The sequence below is a fragment of the Peterkaempfera bronchialis genome (assembly GCF_003258605.2).
Lineage (GTDB): Bacteria > Actinomycetota > Actinomycetes > Streptomycetales > Streptomycetaceae > Peterkaempfera > Peterkaempfera bronchialis.
In genome coordinates this window covers 3,191,453-3,208,270 of the sequence record NZ_CP031264.1, presented here as the reverse complement: position 1 = coordinate 3,208,270, position 16,818 = coordinate 3,191,453, and the positions used below count along the sequence as shown (strand labels likewise).

At 72.6% G+C, this 16,818-nt stretch carries 14 protein-coding genes and 2 tRNA genes; 10 read left to right on the top strand and 6 right to left on the bottom strand.

Going from position 1 to position 16,818, the window contains the following annotated elements; genetic code table 11:
- Window positions 1-186 precede the first annotated feature (186 nt).
- Together C7M71_RS14250 and C7M71_RS14245 are read left to right on the top strand one after the other, a co-directional pair.
- Complete coding sequence (locus C7M71_RS14250; RefSeq protein ID WP_114914369.1) at window positions 187-1,818, top strand: RND family efflux transporter; 1,632 nt, start codon at window positions 187-189, stop codon at window positions 1,816-1,818.
- Between the two features lie 42 nt (window positions 1,819-1,860).
- On the top strand, window positions 1,861-2,778 hold the full coding sequence (locus C7M71_RS14245; protein ID WP_111494045.1) for a phosphoribosylaminoimidazolesuccinocarboxamide synthase: 918 nt from the start codon (window positions 1,861-1,863) through the stop codon (window positions 2,776-2,778).
- A gap of 124 nt (window positions 2,779-2,902) precedes the next feature.
- On the opposite strand, the gene C7M71_RS14240 is transcribed toward C7M71_RS14245, so the two are convergent.
- The 3 genes from C7M71_RS14240 to C7M71_RS14230 form a co-directional block, all read right to left on the bottom strand.
- Window positions 2,903-2,978, bottom strand: a tRNA-Gly gene (locus C7M71_RS14240).
- Between the two features lie 54 nt (window positions 2,979-3,032).
- Window positions 3,033-3,105: transfer RNA gene (locus C7M71_RS14235), tRNA-Gly, on the bottom strand.
- Between the two features lie 139 nt (window positions 3,106-3,244).
- Window positions 3,245-3,562: a histone-like nucleoid-structuring protein Lsr2 gene (locus tag C7M71_RS14230; RefSeq protein WP_111494047.1), complete on the bottom strand. Its 318-nt coding sequence runs from the start codon at window positions 3,560-3,562 to the stop codon at window positions 3,245-3,247.
- 507 nt (window positions 3,563-4,069) lie between these two features.
- Here C7M71_RS14230 and purS point away from each other — a divergent pair.
- From purS to C7M71_RS14210, 4 genes are all read left to right on the top strand, one after another.
- A complete protein-coding gene (gene purS / locus C7M71_RS14225; protein WP_111494049.1) occupies window positions 4,070-4,330 on the top strand; it encodes a phosphoribosylformylglycinamidine synthase subunit PurS in 261 nt (86 codons plus the stop codon).
- Entirely contained in the window at window positions 4,327-5,004 is a 678-nt protein-coding gene (gene purQ, locus C7M71_RS14220) for a phosphoribosylformylglycinamidine synthase subunit PurQ (protein ID WP_111494051.1), read from the top strand. The genes purS and purQ overlap by 4 nt, the downstream gene beginning before the upstream one ends.
- Window positions 5,005-5,190: 186 nt before the next feature.
- Window positions 5,191-7,446 carry a phosphoribosylformylglycinamidine synthase subunit PurL gene (gene purL, locus C7M71_RS14215; protein ID WP_111494053.1) on the top strand — a complete coding sequence of 752 codons (2,256 nt, stop codon included), beginning with the start codon at window positions 5,191-5,193 and terminating at the stop codon, window positions 7,444-7,446.
- Between the two features lie 168 nt (window positions 7,447-7,614).
- Window positions 7,615-8,496 (top strand): sterol carrier family protein, encoded by an 882-nt coding sequence (locus C7M71_RS14210; protein WP_111494055.1) that lies wholly within the window; start codon window positions 7,615-7,617, stop codon window positions 8,494-8,496.
- A gap of 950 nt (window positions 8,497-9,446) precedes the next feature.
- Here C7M71_RS14210 and C7M71_RS14205 read toward each other — a convergent pair.
- Window positions 9,447-9,770, bottom strand: a complete 324-nt coding sequence (locus C7M71_RS14205) for a hypothetical protein (RefSeq protein WP_111492052.1) — start codon at window positions 9,768-9,770, stop codon at window positions 9,447-9,449.
- 333 nt (window positions 9,771-10,103) lie between these two features.
- Between C7M71_RS14205 and purF the strand changes: the two genes are divergently transcribed.
- Together purF and purM are read left to right on the top strand one after the other, a co-directional pair.
- A complete protein-coding gene (gene purF / locus C7M71_RS14200) occupies window positions 10,104-11,690 on the top strand; it encodes an amidophosphoribosyltransferase (protein WP_111492053.1) in 1,587 nt (528 codons plus the stop codon).
- A gap of 92 nt (window positions 11,691-11,782) precedes the next feature.
- Window positions 11,783-12,889 carry a phosphoribosylformylglycinamidine cyclo-ligase gene (purM, locus tag C7M71_RS14195; protein ID WP_111492054.1) on the top strand — a complete coding sequence of 369 codons (1,107 nt, stop codon included), beginning with the start codon at window positions 11,783-11,785 and terminating at the stop codon, window positions 12,887-12,889.
- A 96-nt stretch (window positions 12,890-12,985) separates the two neighbouring features.
- Here purM and C7M71_RS14190 read toward each other — a convergent pair whose 3' ends face one another.
- Both C7M71_RS14190 and C7M71_RS14185 read right to left on the bottom strand, forming a co-directional pair.
- Window positions 12,986-13,225 carry a DUF3073 domain-containing protein gene (locus C7M71_RS14190; RefSeq protein ID WP_111492055.1) on the bottom strand — a complete coding sequence of 80 codons (240 nt, stop codon included), beginning with the start codon at window positions 13,223-13,225 and terminating at the stop codon, window positions 12,986-12,988.
- A 407-nt stretch (window positions 13,226-13,632) separates the two neighbouring features.
- Window positions 13,633-14,784, bottom strand: coding sequence for a Glu/Leu/Phe/Val dehydrogenase dimerization domain-containing protein (locus tag C7M71_RS14185; protein WP_407675898.1), 1,152 nt, complete (start codon window positions 14,782-14,784; stop codon window positions 13,633-13,635).
- A gap of 166 nt (window positions 14,785-14,950) precedes the next feature.
- On the opposite strand from C7M71_RS14185, the gene C7M71_RS14180 reads away from it, so the two are divergent.
- Both C7M71_RS14180 and bldC read left to right on the top strand, forming a co-directional pair.
- Entirely contained in the window at window positions 14,951-15,916 is a 966-nt protein-coding gene (locus C7M71_RS14180; RefSeq protein WP_111492056.1) for a hypothetical protein, read from the top strand.
- Window positions 15,917-16,479: 563 nt separating this feature from the next.
- Complete coding sequence (bldC, locus tag C7M71_RS14175; protein ID WP_003949541.1) at window positions 16,480-16,686, top strand: developmental transcriptional regulator BldC; 207 nt, start codon at window positions 16,480-16,482, stop codon at window positions 16,684-16,686.
- Window positions 16,687-16,818 lie beyond the last annotated feature (132 nt).

The window sequence follows — 16,818 nt, the reverse complement described above, 5'->3', positions numbered from 1 at the left end:
CCGGATCTGCGAGCACGGCTGAGCCGCCCGGGGTTGCGCCCGGGGGGGCTGTGGCGGACTTCGCGCTGCCGGGTCACCGACCGGTGTGATATTCATCAAAGTGTGGGCTAAATGTGATGGTATGCCGGATATGGCCGCAACCGTCCGTCCACGGCAAGGCGCTCGCGGAACGGAGAGGGGCCGGGCATGTCCCGCGTTGACGAGGAGGAGGCGGCGGCACCCGGGGCCGTGGGCGACGGCGGAGGCGGGACCCGATGGCGCTGGGTGGCCGAGCACCAGGTGGTCGCGGGCCTGCTGGCCGGTGTGGTCCTGCTGAGCAGCGGTGCGGTGGCGGCCTGGCTGACCGTCAGGGCCCCCGCGCCCGACGTGTTGACGGCCAGGGTGGAGCGGCGGGTGCTGGACGGGTCGGTGACCACCCGGGGCATGGTGACCGCCGGACAGACCGTGCAGGTCGCGGCATCCGCCGGGGCGGGCGACGGCGCGGTCAGAGCGGTGGTGACCAAGGCGCCGGTGCGGACCGGCGACATGGTCGCCGCCGGCCGGCTGCTGGTGGAGATCTCCGGCCGACCGGTCTTCGCACTGCCGGGCCCCATCCCCGCGTACCGCGATCTCAAGCCGGGCTCCCGGGGCGCGGACGTCACCCAGTTGCAGAAGGCGCTGCGCAGCCTGGGATTCCGTACCGGCAAGGACCACGCGGCGGTCTTCGGCGCCGGTACGTCGGCAGCGCTCACCGCCTTCTACACCGCCCGTGGCTACACCCCGCTGCCCGCGCAGCCGGACGGAGCCACCCGGCTGGCGGCGGCCGAGGACGCGGTGGCCGCCGCCCGGCACGCCCGGCAGGACGCCAAGGACGCGCTGGCCGCCGCCCGGGCGCGGGCCGGCCTCGCCTCCGCGAGGGTCTCGGCGGCGGCCCGGGCCGTCGCCGACCAGGAGGTGGCGGCGGCGCGGCGGCGGGTCTCCCACGGCGACGAGGACCTGGCCGCCGCCCGCCGCCGCCTCTCGGCGGCCAAGACGGCCAACGGCCCCATGCTGCCCGTGGCGGAGGTGGTCTACCTCCAGGGCTTCCCGGCGACGGTGGACGCGGCGCCGGCGGCGGTGGGTTCGGTGGTGACGGGCAACGCGATGACCGTCTCCGCAGACGGGCTGGTGGTCCGCGGTGGGCTCCCGGCGTACCAGAAGGGCCTGGTCCGGCCCGGACAGACGGTGCGGATCGTCTCCGAGGCGGACCGGGTCAGCGCCGGCGGCACCGTGGTCTCGGTGGCGGACACCCCGGTGCGGCTGCCGGCCGGTCCGGGGCAGGTGGCCGACCCGGTGGCCGATCCGGTGGCGGTCGCGGACGAGACCCGTCCGTATCCGATCGTGGTGCGCCCCAACCACCAGCTGGACCCGGGCCTGACCGCGCAGGAGGTGCTGCTGACGGTCCAGGCGCCGCCCTCGAACGGCCGGGTGCTGGCCGTGCCGACCTCGGCGATCACCGTGGACGCGGACGGCCGGACGGTGGTGACGGCCTTCCGCGACGGCAGGGGCCATCCCGTCGAGGTGCTTCCGGGCGCCTCCGGCGGCGGCTGGACCGAGATCCGGCCGCTGGGCGAGGACCCGCTGCGCGTGGGCGACCAGGTGGTGGTGGGCAGGGCCGGAGAGCTCGGCGCCACCCCCGCCCCGGTGGCGTCCGGCCCCGCCTCGGCCGGCCGGGCGCCCGGGTTGCCGGCGGCCCGCACCGAACCCTCGGCCGCACCGGCGGCCGCACCGGCGGCGGCACCCTCGGCCGCAGCGGCCCGACCGGCCCGACCGGCCCGGGCAGCCGGCCGGGGTGCGTGAAAGACTCCCAGGAGGCAGCCCACGAGCACGAGGTATGAACCGTTGAGCGGATTCGTCGAGAAGCCTGAGCCGGTGCAGGTGCCCGGACTGGTCCACATCCACACCGGCAAGGTGCGCGACCTCTACCGGAACGCCTCCGGCAACCTGGTCATGGTCGCCAGCGACCGGACCTCCGCCTATGACTGGGTGCTCCCCAGCGAGATCCCCGACAAGGGCCGGATCCTCACCCAGCTCTCGCTCTGGTGGTTCGAGCTGCTCGCCGACCTGGTGCCCAACCATGTGCTCTCCACCGAGGTGCCGGCCGGTGCGCCGGACGACTGGCAGGGCCGCACACTGGTCTGCCGCAGCCTGGAGATGCTCCCGGTGGAGTGCGTGGCGCGCGGCTACCTCACCGGCTCCGGCCTGGTGGAGTACGCCCGGGACCGGACGGTCTGCGGGCTCGCCCTGCCCGAGGGCCTGGTGGACGGCTCCGAGCTGCCCGCGCCGATCTTCACCCCGGCCACCAAGGCCGAGGTCGGCGAGCACGACGAGAATGTGCCGTACGAGGAGGTCGCCCGGCGCATCGGCCCGGACCTGGCCGCCCAGCTGCGCCAGATGACGCTGGCCGTGTACAGCAGGGCCAGGGACATCGCCCGGTCGCGGGGGATCATCCTGGCGGACACCAAGTTCGAGTTCGGTCTCGACCCGGACGCGGACAAGGAGGAGCCCCGGCTGGTCCTCGGCGACGAGGTGCTCACGCCGGACTCGTCCCGCTTCTGGCCGGCCGACAGCTGGGAGCCGGGGCGGTCCCAGCTCTCGTTCGACAAGCAGTTCGTCCGGGACTGGCTCTCCTCCCCGGAATCCGGCTGGGACCATAGGGGCGAGCTTCCGCCGCCGCCCCTGCCGGACGAGATCGTCGAGCGCAGCCGGGCCAAGTACATCGAGGCCTATGAGCGGCTCACCGGGCTGCCCTGGTCCTAGGGACTCCGGCGGTCCGGCCGCCGACCGCACCAGGCGGTCGGCGGCCGGACCCATCGGCATCCCCCGGGTATCCCGGGCATACGGAAACGCCGGAGGCCCACTCTTTCGAGTGGGCCTCCGGAACTGGAGCGGACGACGAGATTCGAACTCGCGACCCTCACCTTGGCAAGGTGATGCTCTACCAACTGAGCCACGTCCGCATGATCGGTATGGTACCACCCCTCCGAAGAAGGATGGACGTTTGTCCTACTGCGAGCGGACGACGAGATTCGAACTCGCGACCCTCACCTTGGCAAGGTGATGCTCTACCAACTGAGCCACGTCCGCCTGGTGCCTTCGGCACCTGCCCCCGCGACCCTTCCGGGCCGTGGTGACGAGAAGAACTCTACAACATCCGCGGGGGTAGTTGTGGCGGCCCCGCCGCCGCGCCCGTTCTGGGCCCGGTGCGGTGGCGGGGCCGGGTGCCTCAGCTCGCCTCGGCGAACTTCTCGTACACGTGCTTGGGGATGCGACCGCGCGCGGGCAGGTCCATGCCGTGCGACTGCGCCCAGGCGCGCACGGCTGCCGGGTCGGGGGCGAGGGCGGTACGCCGGAACGACTTGCCGGTCCGGCTCTGCCGGCGGCCGGCCGCCACATAGGGGGCGAGGACCTCCCGCAGCTTCTCGGCGTTCTCGGCGGACAGGTCGATCTCGTACGACTTGCCGTCGATGCCGAAGTGGACGGTTTCCTCCGCCGCACCGCCGTCCAGGTCGTCGGAGAGCGTGACCACTACACGCTGTGCCATGGGTGTCAATCCTCTCGGGCAATACGGCCGCCGACGGCGCCGGGGGGCGCCGGGCGACCAGGTGTGCACCGGCTGCCATGCGGTTCGCCGCAGGGCATGACGTCCCGCTGGGTGCGAACCACCTGTCGCAACCGGTGCCCTTATTCTGCACCAAAACCTGGCCAGAATTGAACCCTCTACTTTTCTCTGGCGGAATATCCGGATCGGTTCCATACTCTGCTGGATACCCTGCCGATACGACCGGTCGATCTGCCCGGAGTGCCGGTAATGACGGCGTTCCCCGCAGCCTTCCCCGCAGCCTTCGCCGGGTCGCCGCCCACGGTGCTGAATCCGGCAAAAGAGGTGCATTTCCCGGCGCCCGGCGCGGCCTGGCCGCACCGCGTGTCCCGGGTCGCCGGGGGCGCGGACCAGGGACATCGGTCTACGCGCGTTGCGCCTGCCGGGCCGCCGGAGACCCCGAAACGCTGGGTATTCTGGGGTTCCCGCCCACACGCACCAACATCGGGAGTGCCAGTGGCACGCGTCGTTGTCGACGTCATGCTCAAGCCGGAGATCCTCGACCCCCAGGGCCAGGCGGTGCAGCGTGCGCTGCCGCGCCTGGGATTTGACGGGATCTCGGACGTCCGCCAGGGAAAGCGCTTCGAACTCGAGCTGGACGGCCCCGCCGACGAGGCCGCCCTGGCCCGCATCCGCGAGGCGGCCGAGACCTTCCTCGCCAACACCGTGATCGAGGACTTCACCGTGCGCATCGAGGAGGAGGCAAAGTGACCGTCCGCGTCGGCGTCGTCACTTTCCCCGGTTCACTCGACGACCGCGACGCCCAGCGCGCGGTACGCCTCGCCGGTGCCGAACCGGTCGCCCTCTGGCACCGCGACCAGGACCTCCACCAGGTCGACGCGGTGATCCTCCCCGGCGGCTTCTCCTACGGCGACTACCTGCGCTGCGGTGCCATCTCCCGGTTCTCGCCGGTGATGGAGACCATCATCGCGCAGGCGAACGAGGGCATGCCGGTGCTCGGCATCTGCAACGGCTTCCAGGTGCTGTGCGAGTCCCACCTGCTGCCGGGCGCGCTCACCCGCAACGACTCCCTGCACTTCGGCTGCCGCGACCAGAGGCTGCGCATCGAGAACGCCGCCACCGCCTGGACCTCGGACTACGCCCAGGGCCAGGAGATCACCGTGCCGCTGAAGAACGGCGAGGGCCGCTTCGTCGCCGCCGAGCACACCCTGGACGCCCTGGAGGCCGAGGGCCGGGTCGTCGCCCGCTACCTGGACGTCAACCCCAACGGGTCCTACCGCGACATCGCCGGCATCACCAACGCCGCCGGCAATGTGGTCGGCCTGATGCCGCACCCCGAGCACGCCGTGGAGCCGCTTACCGGCCCCGGCACCGAGGGCCTCGGGTTCTTCACCTCGATCCTGAAGAAGCTGGTCGACGCCTGATGTCGCAGCAGCACCTGGACACCGGAACGGCGTGCGAACGAGTGAGCGCCCCAGCTCCCAGCGCCGGAACCACCCACGCGCGAAGGAGCGAGCGAGCGTGACCCTGGACACCGGAACGGCGTGCGAACGAGTGAGCGCCCCAGCTCCCACCGCCGGAACCACCCACGCGCGAAGGAGCGAGCGAGCGTGACCCTGGACACCGTCGAGTACGCGTCCCAGTCCCCCGACGTCGAGCAGCCCTGGGCAGAGCTGGGGCTCAAGCAGGACGAGTACGAGCGCATCCGCACCATCCTCGGCCGCCGCCCCACCGGCGCCGAGCTGGCCATGTACTCCGTCATGTGGTCGGAGCACTGTTCCTACAAGTCCAGCAAGGTCCACCTCAAGCAGTTCGGCGAGAAGGCCCCGGCCTCCGACGCCATGCTGGTCGGCATCGGCGAGAACGCCGGCGTCGTCGACGTGGGCCAGGGCTATGCGGTCACCTTCAAGGTCGAGTCGCACAACCACCCCTCCTATGTCGAGCCCTACCAGGGCGCGGCCACCGGCATCGGCGGCATCGTCCGCGACATCCTCGCCATGGGCGCCCGCCCGGTCGCGGTGATGGACCCGCTGCGCTTCGGCGCCGCCGACCACCCCGACACCAAGCGGGTGCTGCCGGGCGTCGTCGCCGGCATCGGCGGCTACGGCAACTGCCTCGGCCTGCCCAACATCGGCGGCGAGGTCGTCTTCGACCCCTGCTACCAGGGAAACCCGCTGGTCAACGCGCTCTGCGTGGGCGTGATGAAGCACGAGGACATCCACCTCGCCAAGGCCAGCGGCGCCGGGAACAAGGTCATCCTGTACGGCGCCCGCACCGGCGGCGACGGCATCGGCGGTGTCTCCGTGCTCGCCTCGGAGACCTTCGACGACAGCAAGCCCACCAAGCGGCCTGCCGTCCAGGTCGGCGACCCCTTCCAGGAGAAGCTGCTCATCGAGTGCACCCTGGAGGTCTTCGCCGAGAAGCTGGTCGTCGGCATCCAGGACCTGGGTGGCGCCGGCCTCTCCTGCGCCACCAGCGAGCTGGCCTCGGCCGGCTCCGGCGGCATGCGGGTGGAGCTGGACCGGGTGCCGCTGCGCGATGCCACGCTCTCGCCGGAGGAGATCCTCATGAGCGAGTCGCAGGAGCGCATGTGCGCCATCGTGGAGCCCGGCAAGGTCGACCGCTTCCTGGAGATCTGCGAGAAGTGGGACGTCATCGCCACCGTGATCGGTGAGGTCACCGACGGCGAGCGGCTGGAGATCTTCTGGCACGGCGAGCAGGTGGTGGACGTACCGCCGCGCACCGTCGCCCATGAGGGCCCCACCTACCAGCGCCCCTACGCTCGCCCCGACTGGCAGGACGAGCTCCAGGCCGACGCGCCCACCGCAGACCGCCTCAAGCGCCCGGCCGGCGGCGACGAGCTCAAGGCCACCCTGCTGGCCGTGGCCTCGCACCCCAACCAGGCCGACAAGTCCTGGGTCACCTCGCAGTACGACCGCTATGTGCTCGGCAACACCGTCCTCGCCCAGCCCGAGGACGCCGGCATGATCCGCATCGACGAGGAGACCAACCTCGGCGTCGCGGTGGCCACCGACGGCAACGGCCGCTATGCCAAGCTCGACCCCTACACCGGCGCCCAGCTGGCCCTGGCCGAGGCGTACCGCAATGTCGCCGCCACCGGCGCCAAGCCGCTCGCCGTCACCGACTGCCTCAACTTCGGCTCCCCCGAGGACCCGGCGGTCATGTGGCAGTTCGCCGAGGCCTGCCGTGGTCTGGCCGACGCCTGCCAGGTGCTCGGCACCCCGGTCACCGGCGGCAATGTGTCGCTCTACAACCAGACCGGCGAGGTCGCCATCCACCCCACCCCGGTGGTGGGCGTGCTCGGCGTCATCGACGACGTCACCCGGCGGACCCCGATGGCGTTCCGGGAGGAGGGCCAGCTGGTCTACCTCCTCGGCGACACCGAGGACGAGCTCGGCGGCTCCACCTGGGCCCAGGTCGCCCACGACCACCTGGGCGGTCTGCCGCCCAAGGTGGACCTGGAGCGCGAGCGGCTGCTGGCCGAGATCCTGATCGCCGCCTCCCGCGACGGCATGATCGACGCGGCGCACGACCTCTCCGACGGCGGCCTGGCGCAGGCCCTGGTGGAGAGCTGCCTCAAGGGCGGGCAGGGCGCCCGGATCGTGGTCCCGCAGGGCACCGACCCGTTTGTGCTGCTCTTCTCCGAGTCGGCCGGCCGGGCGATCGTCTCCGTGCCCCGCAGCGAGGAGCTGCGCTTCACCGACATGTGCGGCGCCCGGGGCCTCCCGGCCGCCCGCATCGGCGTGGTGGACGGCGACACCATCGACGTCCAGGGCCACTTCACCGTCACCCTGGACGAGCTGCGCACCGCGCACAGCGCGACCTTCCCGGCCCTGCTGGTCTGACCGCCACCGCACCGCCAACGCACCGCCAGAGGGGCGGCCCATCCGAACGGGCGGGCCGCCCTTCGGCGTGCGGCGGCCACCGCGCGCCGGAGGGCCTGGCCGTCTCCGGTCTCCCGCCGGTTCCGTGTGTGCAATGGCCGCCCGACCCGGGGTGGCTAGGCTCGGCGCATGCCGCAGCCCAGCGCCCGCAAGGGGTCCCGCCGTATCCGAAGCTATGACCCGGCCCGGGTCCGGGCCGCACTGGCCGCCCAGACGGAGGAGCTGCGCACCGCCGTCCACAGCCTGTGCGCGCACCCACGGGCGGAGGCCCTGCTGGCCGCGCCGACCCGGCTGGGCGACTGGACGGTGCGGGACCTGATCATGCACCTGGGTTTCGTCCTGGACTGGGTGCCGCGCCATCTGGACGACCCGGTACCGGACGGCGAGCCGCTGACCCTGACCGGCTGGGCCCGGGTGACCCGGACGGCCGCCGCAGACATCGCCCAGGGGCCGCAGCACCGGCCGGAGGTCACATCGGAGGCCGTGGCCGGGCGGTTGGACACCGCTGCCGACTCCCTGCTGGAGATCCTGGCCGGGCCGGAGGCGGCCGATCCCACTCGCCGCATCGCCATCCGGTTCGGGCCGATCCGGCTGGCCGACTACCTGGTGACCCGGCTGCTGGAGACCGTCGTCCACGCCGACGACCTGGCGGAGGCGGTCGGCCGGGCGGCCCGTGCACAGGGTGTGGCCAACCCGCTGGCCGCCCCGGAGGACTTCCGGCACGACCGGCAGGCGCTGGCCTCGGCGACCCGGCTGCTCGCGGACACGCTCGCCGAGGCGGCCCCCGGCGGGGCGGTCGAGCTGCGGGTGCCGCCCTATGCCGTGGTGCAGTGCGTGGAAGGCCCACGGCACACCCGTGGGACCCCGCCCAATGTGGTGGAGACCGATCCGCTCACCTGGATCCGCCTGGCGACCGGCCGCACCGCCTGGGCCGACGCCGTCGAGACCGGGGCGGTCACCGCCAGCGGCGAGCGGAGCGACCTCTCCGGCCACCTCCCGGTACTGCGCTGAGCCCCCCACGCGGCCCCGCCGGCCCCCCACGGCTCCGCCGGAGCGGGGGCGTGCCCCGGGGGTGGTGGTGTTGGTGGGGGTAGCGGTGTCGGCTCCGCCGGAGCGGGGGCGTGCCTCGGGGGTGGTGGTGTCGGTGGGGGTAGCGGTGTCGGCCCTGCCGGGGTCGGGGTGTGCCCCGGGGATGGTGGTGTTGGTGGGGGTAGCGGTGTCGGCTCCGCCGGGTCGGGGGCGTGCCTCGGGGGTGGTGGTGTCGGCGGGGGTAGTGGTGTCGGCCCTGCCGGGGTTGGGGCGTGCCTGGGCGTCACCGTCGCGCCCGCCGGTACCGATCCGCTGGCGGGCCTCTCCACCGGCGCCCCCAAGACCGCCCCCGCCCACCAGGCCCGCCGCGCGCTGCTGCCCTCGGCAGGCGCGGCCCCGGCCCCCAGCGCCTGATGGCCCGACCCTCCGGCCGGGGTTCGTTGCCGCTCTGCCGGGATGGGGTCGTGTCCGGCGGGCGGTGGCGTCGGTGCGGTCGTGGGGTTGGGTTGTGGTCGTTCTGCCGAGGTGAGGGCGTGCCTCGGGGGTGGAGGCGCCGGGCTGGGGGGTCGGCGGATCGGCCGTGTCGTCGGCGGGCTCGTGGCCGCTGTGCGAGGGGTGGTGGCTGGTGAGGCGTCGCCCCCGCCGCATGGCCGACGCATTGCGGCGCAGCCCGGGTGGTGCCGTGCGGGTGAGGCGGGTCAGTCGGGCGGCGTCCCTGGCCAGGTCGTCGGCGAGGGCGGACAGGCCGTCCCGCTGGTCGTCCAGTACGCGCCGCAGCAGTTGCCTGACCCGCTGGGCCTCGGCCGGGCAGAGGGCGGCGGCCCCGCCGCTCAGTGCGGGCTCCCGGGTGGCTTCCCTGGTCCGGCGGACGGTCTCCCTTACGGTGTCGGCCGCAGCCGTCCAGGCGGGGCCCGGCAGGCTCGGTTGCGTGCTCATCGCGCCACCGCCCCGGCGGGGACGGCCACCGCCATCCGCCGGTGCGCCGCCCACCGACGTCGCCGAGCCGCTTCCGCCAGCTCGGCCCGGTGGTCCAGCACGGCCGCCAGCCGGTGTGCGTATGCCTCGGTCGCGGCCGAGGCGTGCCGCAGCCGGTCGGCGCCGGCCAGTGCGGAGCGCAGATGCCGCCGTAGTCGCCGCCGGAGGTCGGCGGGCGCCGCCTCGGCGCCCAGGTGCTGTGCGCAGCCGTCCATGTCCTCGGCGAGCCGCCGCAGCCGTGCCGCGAGCCGGAGCAGTTCGCCCGGTGAACCGGTGGTCATGGTGGGTCCCCCCGTCGTCGGTGACGCGGGAGGTGCGGACGCGACCGCGTGCCCACCCCGCCACGTCGGTCAGTCCGGAGCCACCGTAAAGCGATCGACATCGGAGCCGGTAGGAAAACCGCCCCAAACCACCCGGAAGGGTGCCTCCGAGCCCATCGGCCGTGGATGTGACCAGGGTCATGGCCGACCGGCCGCCGACCGGGCCCGGCGGTGGTCCACGGCCTGGTCGGAGTGGTGTCCACCCGCTGCCCACCCGCTGTCTACGCGCGTCATCGAGCAGATTGGCCGTCCCCCGTTCGGCCGGGCCCCGCACCCTGCCCTAGACTCGAAGACGTGCCACGTGGTGACGGACGACTCAACCACGATCTCCTTCCCGGCGAGAAAGGCCCCCAGGACGCTTGCGGCGTCTTCGGAGTCTGGGCCCCGGGCGAAGAGGTCGCCAAACTCACCTACTTCGGGCTGTACGCCCTGCAACACCGCGGACAGGAGTCCGCGGGCATCGCAGTGAGCAACGGCTCCCAGATCCTGGTCTTCAAGGACATGGGCCTGGTTTCCCAGGTCTTCGACGAGACCTCCCTCGGTTCCCTCAACGGCCATATCGCCGTGGGTCACGCCCGCTACTCCACCACCGGTTCCTCGGTGTGGGAGAACGCGCAGCCGACCTTCCGGGCGACCGCCAACGGCTCGCTGGCCCTCGGCCACAACGGCAACCTGGTCAACACCGCCGAGCTGGCCCGGATGGTCGCCGAGCTGCCGGGCGAGGAGCATGTCTCCCGCTCCGGCCGCAGTGCGGCGACCAACGACACCGACCTGGTGACCGCGCTGCTGGCCGGCCACCCGGACCTCTCCATCGAGGAGACGGCCCGCCAGGTGCTGCCGTCCGTCAAGGGCGCCTTCTCGCTCGTCTTCATGGACGAGCACACCCTCTACGCCGCCCGCGACCCGCAGGGCATCCGCCCGCTGGTGCTGGGCCGGCTGGAGCGTGGCTGGGTGATCGCCTCCGAGACCGCCGCCCTGGACATCGTCGGTGCCAGCTTCATCCGCGAGGTGGAGCCCGGCGAGCTGATCGCCGTGGACGAGAACGGCATGCGGGCCACCCGCTTCGCCGAGGCCAGGCCCAAGGGCTGCGTCTTCGAGTACGTCTACCTGGCCCGCCCGGACACCACCATCGCAGGCCGCAATGTGCACCTCTCCCGGGTGGAGATGGGCCGCCGGCTCGCCGCCGAGGCCCCGGCCGAGGCGGACATGGTGATAGCGACCCCGGAGTCCGGCACCCCGGCCGCGATCGGCTACGCCGAGGCCAGCGGCATCCCCTACGGCTCCGGCCTGGTGAAGAACGCCTATGTCGGCCGTACCTTCATCCAGCCCAGCCAGACCATCCGGCAGCTGGGCATCCGCCTCAAGCTCAACCCGCTCAAGGAGGTCATCGCCGGGAAGCGGCTGGTGGTCGTGGACGACTCGATCGTCCGTGGCAACACCCAGCGGGCCCTGGTGCGGATGCTCCGCGAGGCCGGCGCCGCCGAGGTCCACATCCGGATCTCCTCGCCGCCGATCAAGTGGCCCTGCTTCTTCGGCATCGACTTCGCCACCCGGGCCGAGCTGATCGCCAACGGCCTCAGCGTCGAGGAGATCGGCAAGTCCCTCGGCGCCGACTCGCTCGCCTTCATCTCCATCGAGGGCATGGTGGAGGCCACCACCCAGCCCAAGGACCGGCTCTGCCGGGCCTGCTTCGACGGTGAGTACCCGATGGAGCTGCCCGACCCGCAGCTGCTGGGCAAGCACCTCCTGGAGGCCGAGATCGCCTCCGGCCGGCAGCAGAGCGCCACCCGTGGCAAGGCGGCCGCGCAGCTGACCGACCTGGACGGCGTGCAGAGCCTGCTCGGCGGCGCCGGCGCCGCCGACGCGCTGCGCCGCCCGTAGCCGCCGCGGCGGGCCCGTACCGAGCCGGTGCGGGCCCGCGGCGCCGCACCCGCACACACGCACCACTCCCCCGACCCGAGAGGGCCGCTCCCGTGACCGAACAGACCTCCCCCGCCGCTGCCCGGACGGACGCCCCCGGCGCCACCTACGCGGCCGCCGGCGTGGACATCGAGGCCGGCGACCGCGCCGTCGAGCTGATGAAGCAGTGGGTCGCCAAGGCGACCCGCCCCGAGGTGGTCGGCTCCATCGGCGGTTTCGCCGGGCTCTTCGACGCCTCCGCCCTCAAGCGGTACGAGCGGCCGATGCTGGCCACCTCCACCGACGGGGTGGGCACCAAGGTCGCCATCGCCCAGGCGATGGACCGGCACGACACCATCGGGCACGACCTGGTCGGCATGGTCGTGGACGACCTGGTGGTCTGCGGCGCCGAGCCGCTCTTCATGACCGACTACATCGCCACCGGCAAGGTGCACCCCGAGCGCATCGCGGCCGTGGTCAAGGGCATCGCCGAGGGCTGTGTGCTGGCCGGCTGCGCCCTGGTCGGCGGCGAGACGGCCGAGCACCCGGGGCTGCTCGGCCCGGACGAGTACGACGTGGCCGGGGCCGGCACCGGTGTGGTGGAGGCCGACGCCCTGCTGGGCGCCGACCGGGTCCGGGCGGGCGACGTGGTGATCGCGATGGCCGCCTCGGGGCTGCACTCCAACGGCTACTCGCTGGTCCGCCATGTGCTGCTGGAGCAGGCCGGCTGGCAGCTGGACCGGGAGGTCCCGGAGTTCGGCCGCACCCTGGGGGAGGAGCTGCTGGAGCCCACCCGGATCTACTCGCTGGACTGCCTCGCGGTGGCCCGCGCCGCCGAGGTGCACGCCTTCTCGCACGTGACCGGCGGCGGCCTGGCCGCCAACCTGGCCCGGGTCGTCCCGGACCATCTGCACGCCCGCCTGGACCGTGGCACCTGGACTCCGCTGCCGGTCTTCCAGACCGTCGCCGAGGTCGGCCGGGTGGCCGTGCCGGAGGTCGAGAAGACCCTCAACATGGGCGTCGGCATGGTCGCCGTGGTGCCGCCGGAGTCCGTGGACGTGGTGCTCTCGGTGCTCGCCGACCGCGACGTGGAGGCGTGGCTGCTCGGTGATGTCGTGGAGCGCACCGCCGAGCACGAGACCGGCGCCACGCTCTACAACAGCTACCCCACCGCAGGCTGACCGGCGGCGGGGCAGCGGAGAAGACCGCAGAGATGCCAAGGTCCGGTCCGGGGTGCGGAACCCCGGACCGGTACGAGGTCCGAACCGGCGTGGGGGCTAGGCGCCCCGGCGGGAACGGCTGTCGTCCTCGTCGTCCCCGTCGGCGTAGTAGTCCGCATACGCCGCGTACGGGTCGTCCTCGTCATCGTCCTCGAACGGCTCGCCGCTGGTCGGCGCCGGCTCCTTCGACGGTACGCCCAGCTCCTGGGACAGTCGGGAAGCGTCGAAGCCGCCGCTGTTGTACTTCAGCTGGCGGGCGACCTTCGTCTGCTTGGCCTTGGCCCGGCCGCGCCCCATGGGTCGACCCCCTCAACGACGGGGCTCACGGCCCCGAGTCTGACACGCGTTCATGTTCGGGAACGGCCTCTCCGAACCGAGAGAACCGCTCCTTAGAGCAACAACGGTACCTGCTTCCGTCGCCGGACGGTACGCCGCCCGTGCCACGTGGCGCGGGGTACCCTGCCTCGCGACTACGTCGTTCCTGGTCACGAGGGTAACCGACGGCTTTCGCAGAGAGGTCGGAGCAGCCCTCCAGCCCCTCTGCGAAGACCGATTATCCCCCGCCAGAGGGCCTTGCCTCGCCCGTACGGAGCCATCGGACAAGAATCCCGTTCTCGTTTGCGCCGGGTCGGGCTCGGGCACGCCACCGGTGCGGCGCCCCGCTTCGGGCCGCCGCACCGGTGACGGATCACACATCCGCTCGGCTAGCCGCGATGGCTGTCCGGCAGCAGGATCGTCCGCAGCCGGCCGACCTCCGACATCCGCCGCTCGGCGAGCCGGTCGGCGGCGACCGCCGGCGGGACGCCGTCCGAGGTCGCCAGCGCGAAGATCTCCAGGGTGGTGTCGAAGATCTTCGACGCCTTGGTGCGGGCCCGCTCGAAGGAGAACCCGTTGATCTCGTCGGCCACCTGGATCACACCGCCGGCGTTCACCACGTAGTCGGGCGCGTAGAGGATGCCCCGGTCGGCCAGGTCCTTCTCCACGCCGGGGTGGGCGAGCTGGTTGTTGGCCGCGCCGCAGACCACCGACGCGGTCAGCGCGGGCACGGTGGTGTCGTCGAGCGCGCCGCCGAGCGCGCAGGGCGCGTAGACGTCCAGGTCGGCGCGGATCAGCGCATCGGCGTCCGCGACCACCTCGACCTGCGGGTGCGCGGCGCGCACCCGGGCGATCGACGCCTCGTTGAGGTCGGTGATCAGCACCGTGGCGCCGTCCTCCACCAGGTGCTGCACCAGGTGGTGGCCGACCTTGCCGACACCGGCCACGCCGACCCGGCGCCCGCGCAGCGTCGGGGCGCCCCAGCGGTGCTGGGCGCTGGCCCGCATGCCCTGGAAGACGCCGTAGGCGGTGAGCACCGAGGAGTCGCCCGCGCCGCCCTGCTCGGGCGAGCGGCCGGTGACCCAGTCGCACTCGCGGGCGATCACGTCCATGTCGGCGACATAGGTGCCGACGTCGCAGGCGGTGATGTAGCGCCCGTGCAGCGACTGCACAAAGCGGCCGTAGGCGCGCAGCAGCGCCTCGGTCTTGATCTCGTTCGGGTCGCCGATGATCACGGCCTTGCCGCCGCCGTGATCCAGACCTGCAAGCGCGTTCTTGTACGACATGCCGCGCGAGAGGTTGAGCGCATCCTGCACGGCCTCCTCCTCGGAGGCGTACGGGTAGAAGCGCGTCCCGCCGAGGGCCGGGCCGAGGGCGGTGGAGTGGATGGCGATGACCGCCTTCAGGCCGGAGTGGCGGTCGTGGCAGAGCACGATCTGCTCATGGCCGTCGCCCGGCGCCCCTTCCGACTCGGTTCCGAAGATGCGGCTGAGCACCCCTGCTCGGGTGGACGGGGTGGACTCCTGGTGTACGTCGGTCACGGTGGTGACTCCCGTGTGTACGGCCCGCTGCTGTGGGTGCGGGCGCCTGCACCGAAGCGTAGGTCCTGGGAGGCGGGCAGGGGTATGCGGCGGGCGTGAAGTCACCCCGCCGGACGCCCGGGGAACCCTGCCCTTCCCTCCCCTGGGCCGTCCGGCGCGTGCGACGATGCCTTGCGTGACTGCCGTGCGCACCTCGGTACTCCCCCCGTACGCCGCCTATCTGCGTGTGTACGAGCCGCTGGCTGCCTTCCCGGAGGCGGAGCGGGCCCACTGGCAGGCGTACGCGGCGCAGCGCGGCGCGTACGCGGCCTCGCCCGACACCGCGCCCTCCGCGTTGGACGAGCGCCGCCGCAGCCTGGCCGAGCTGGTGACGGTGACCCCCAAGGCGCTGCCGGAGCGGGAGAGCCGGGACGCGCTGGTGCGGGTGGCGGACGGGGTGACCTATGTCTGCCCCTCGCGGATCCGGCTGCGCAGCTGGCTGGCGCTGGAGGAGCTGAAGGAGGACCTTCCGGCGCCGCTGCTGGACGCGGTGCTGCCGCCTGCGGTGCGGGAGCAGGCCGAGGCGGACTGGGAGCGCTGGCGGGGCGACCACCCGGACACCCGGCCGTGGATCCTGACCAGGACCTGGCATGTCCCGGTGCGGTGGTTCCTGCTCTTCTCCGAGGACGACCGGCACTTCTCCCCGTCGCTGCCGCCCGCACCGCCCACGGCGGCGCCCTCTCGGCTCTCTCCGCCCTCCACGCCCTCCGCACCGGAAGGGGCGGACAGCGGCGACCGGCGGAGCGCGCCGCCCGCGCTCTACTACCTGACGCCGATGGCGCAGGCGCGGCGGCGGCTGGCCCGGGGCTACCGGGTGCTGCGGGAGAACCTGGAGGAGGGCCCGCTGGTCTCCGGAGTGGAGCAGGTGGGCCGCTGGCTGGAGGAGTTCCATCCGCGCTCGCTGGTGGAGCTGGACTACGGCGGCCTGGTGCATGCGATCCCGGAGCAGCGGCTGGCCGAGGACCGGTCGGCGGCGGAGGTGGCGGAGGGCATCGCGGCGCTGCGGGCGGGGGACGGCACCCGGGCCGGGGTGGTGTACCGCACGGTGACCGAGCGGTGGCGTGCGGTGCGGGAGCGGCTGTACGCGAACTGAGTGGCGAGGTCGGCGAGTGGCGGTTTCCCGCCAGTGCCGGATCGCGCCAGGTCTGAACCTGCGGACTCGTCGGACATGCGTGGCATCCTGCGTATCGGCACGGCAGGGTGCGCTTCACATGTTCCGGGGGCTGGGTCCGGGTTTGGGTCAATGGGCGGTCAAGGTGACTTTACTCACCGTTGACGTGAAGTACCCCCTATGTGCCAAAATAGGACAACCAGACCTGCTGTCGGCGGATGTGCCCACTTTTGGGTGGATCCAAGGGGGGATGAGGTCTTTGCGGGGAGCGGTCCGTCCTGACGGAGCCATGACCGATCGTCACTATGGGGTGACTGTCCGCTATGGCCCGGTCCATCGTCATCCGCCGTCCTTGGCCCTGTGAGGTGCCAATTCCGGCGGTTTGGCCGATGGGGCTGGACGGATGGTGTAGTTGTAGTCCCGAGGACAAGCCGTTCGTCCTATTACCGACTCGGCCCGTGTATGCCATTTCGGGCATCGCGGGTCAAGGTGCAGAATTTGAAGGAAAGAACCGTGTTGGTTCGGTTCTCCCGAGGAGGCCGCTCATGACCGCTCGCACCCCTGACGCCGAGCCGCTGCTGACGCCGGCTGAGGTCGCCACCATGTTCCGCGTGGACCCTAAGACGGTTACGCGTTGGGCCAAGGCCGGCAAGCTGACGTCGATCCGCACGCTCGGCGGGCACCGCCGCTACCGGGAGGCAGAGGTCCGCGCCCTGCTTGCGGGCATCCCGCAACAGCGCAGCGAGGCCTGACGCCTCGACGGCGGCCCTTCCCGGGCCTACGGGTGGTCGGCACGCCAGCGAAGCGTCCGGCTCCCAGGGGTCGGGAACTCAGGGTCCCAGTCGTATTGCTGAAGAGGTCGTATCGGACTCCGCCGGGTCCGA

Coding starts and splice junctions, on each gene's coding strand:
- C7M71_RS14250 (WP_114914369.1), top strand. CDS start 187: ATGTCCCGCGTTGACGAGGAGGAGGCGGCGGCACCCGGGGCCGTGGGC.
- C7M71_RS14230 (WP_111494047.1), bottom strand. CDS start 3,562: ATGGCACAGCGTGTAGTGGTCACGCTCTCCGACGACCTGGACGGCGGT.
- C7M71_RS14210 (WP_111494055.1), top strand. CDS start 7,615: ATGCCGCAGCCCAGCGCCCGCAAGGGGTCCCGCCGTATCCGAAGCTAT.
- C7M71_RS14205 (WP_111492052.1), bottom strand. CDS start 9,770: ATGACCACCGGTTCACCGGGCGAACTGCTCCGGCTCGCGGCACGGCTG.
- C7M71_RS14190 (WP_111492055.1), bottom strand. CDS start 13,225: ATGGGGCGCGGCCGGGCCAAGGCCAAGCAGACGAAGGTCGCCCGCCAG.
- C7M71_RS14180 (WP_111492056.1), top strand. CDS start 14,951: ATGCCTTGCGTGACTGCCGTGCGCACCTCGGTACTCCCCCCGTACGCC.
- bldC (WP_003949541.1), top strand. CDS start 16,480: ATGACCGCTCGCACCCCTGACGCCGAGCCGCTGCTGACGCCGGCTGAG.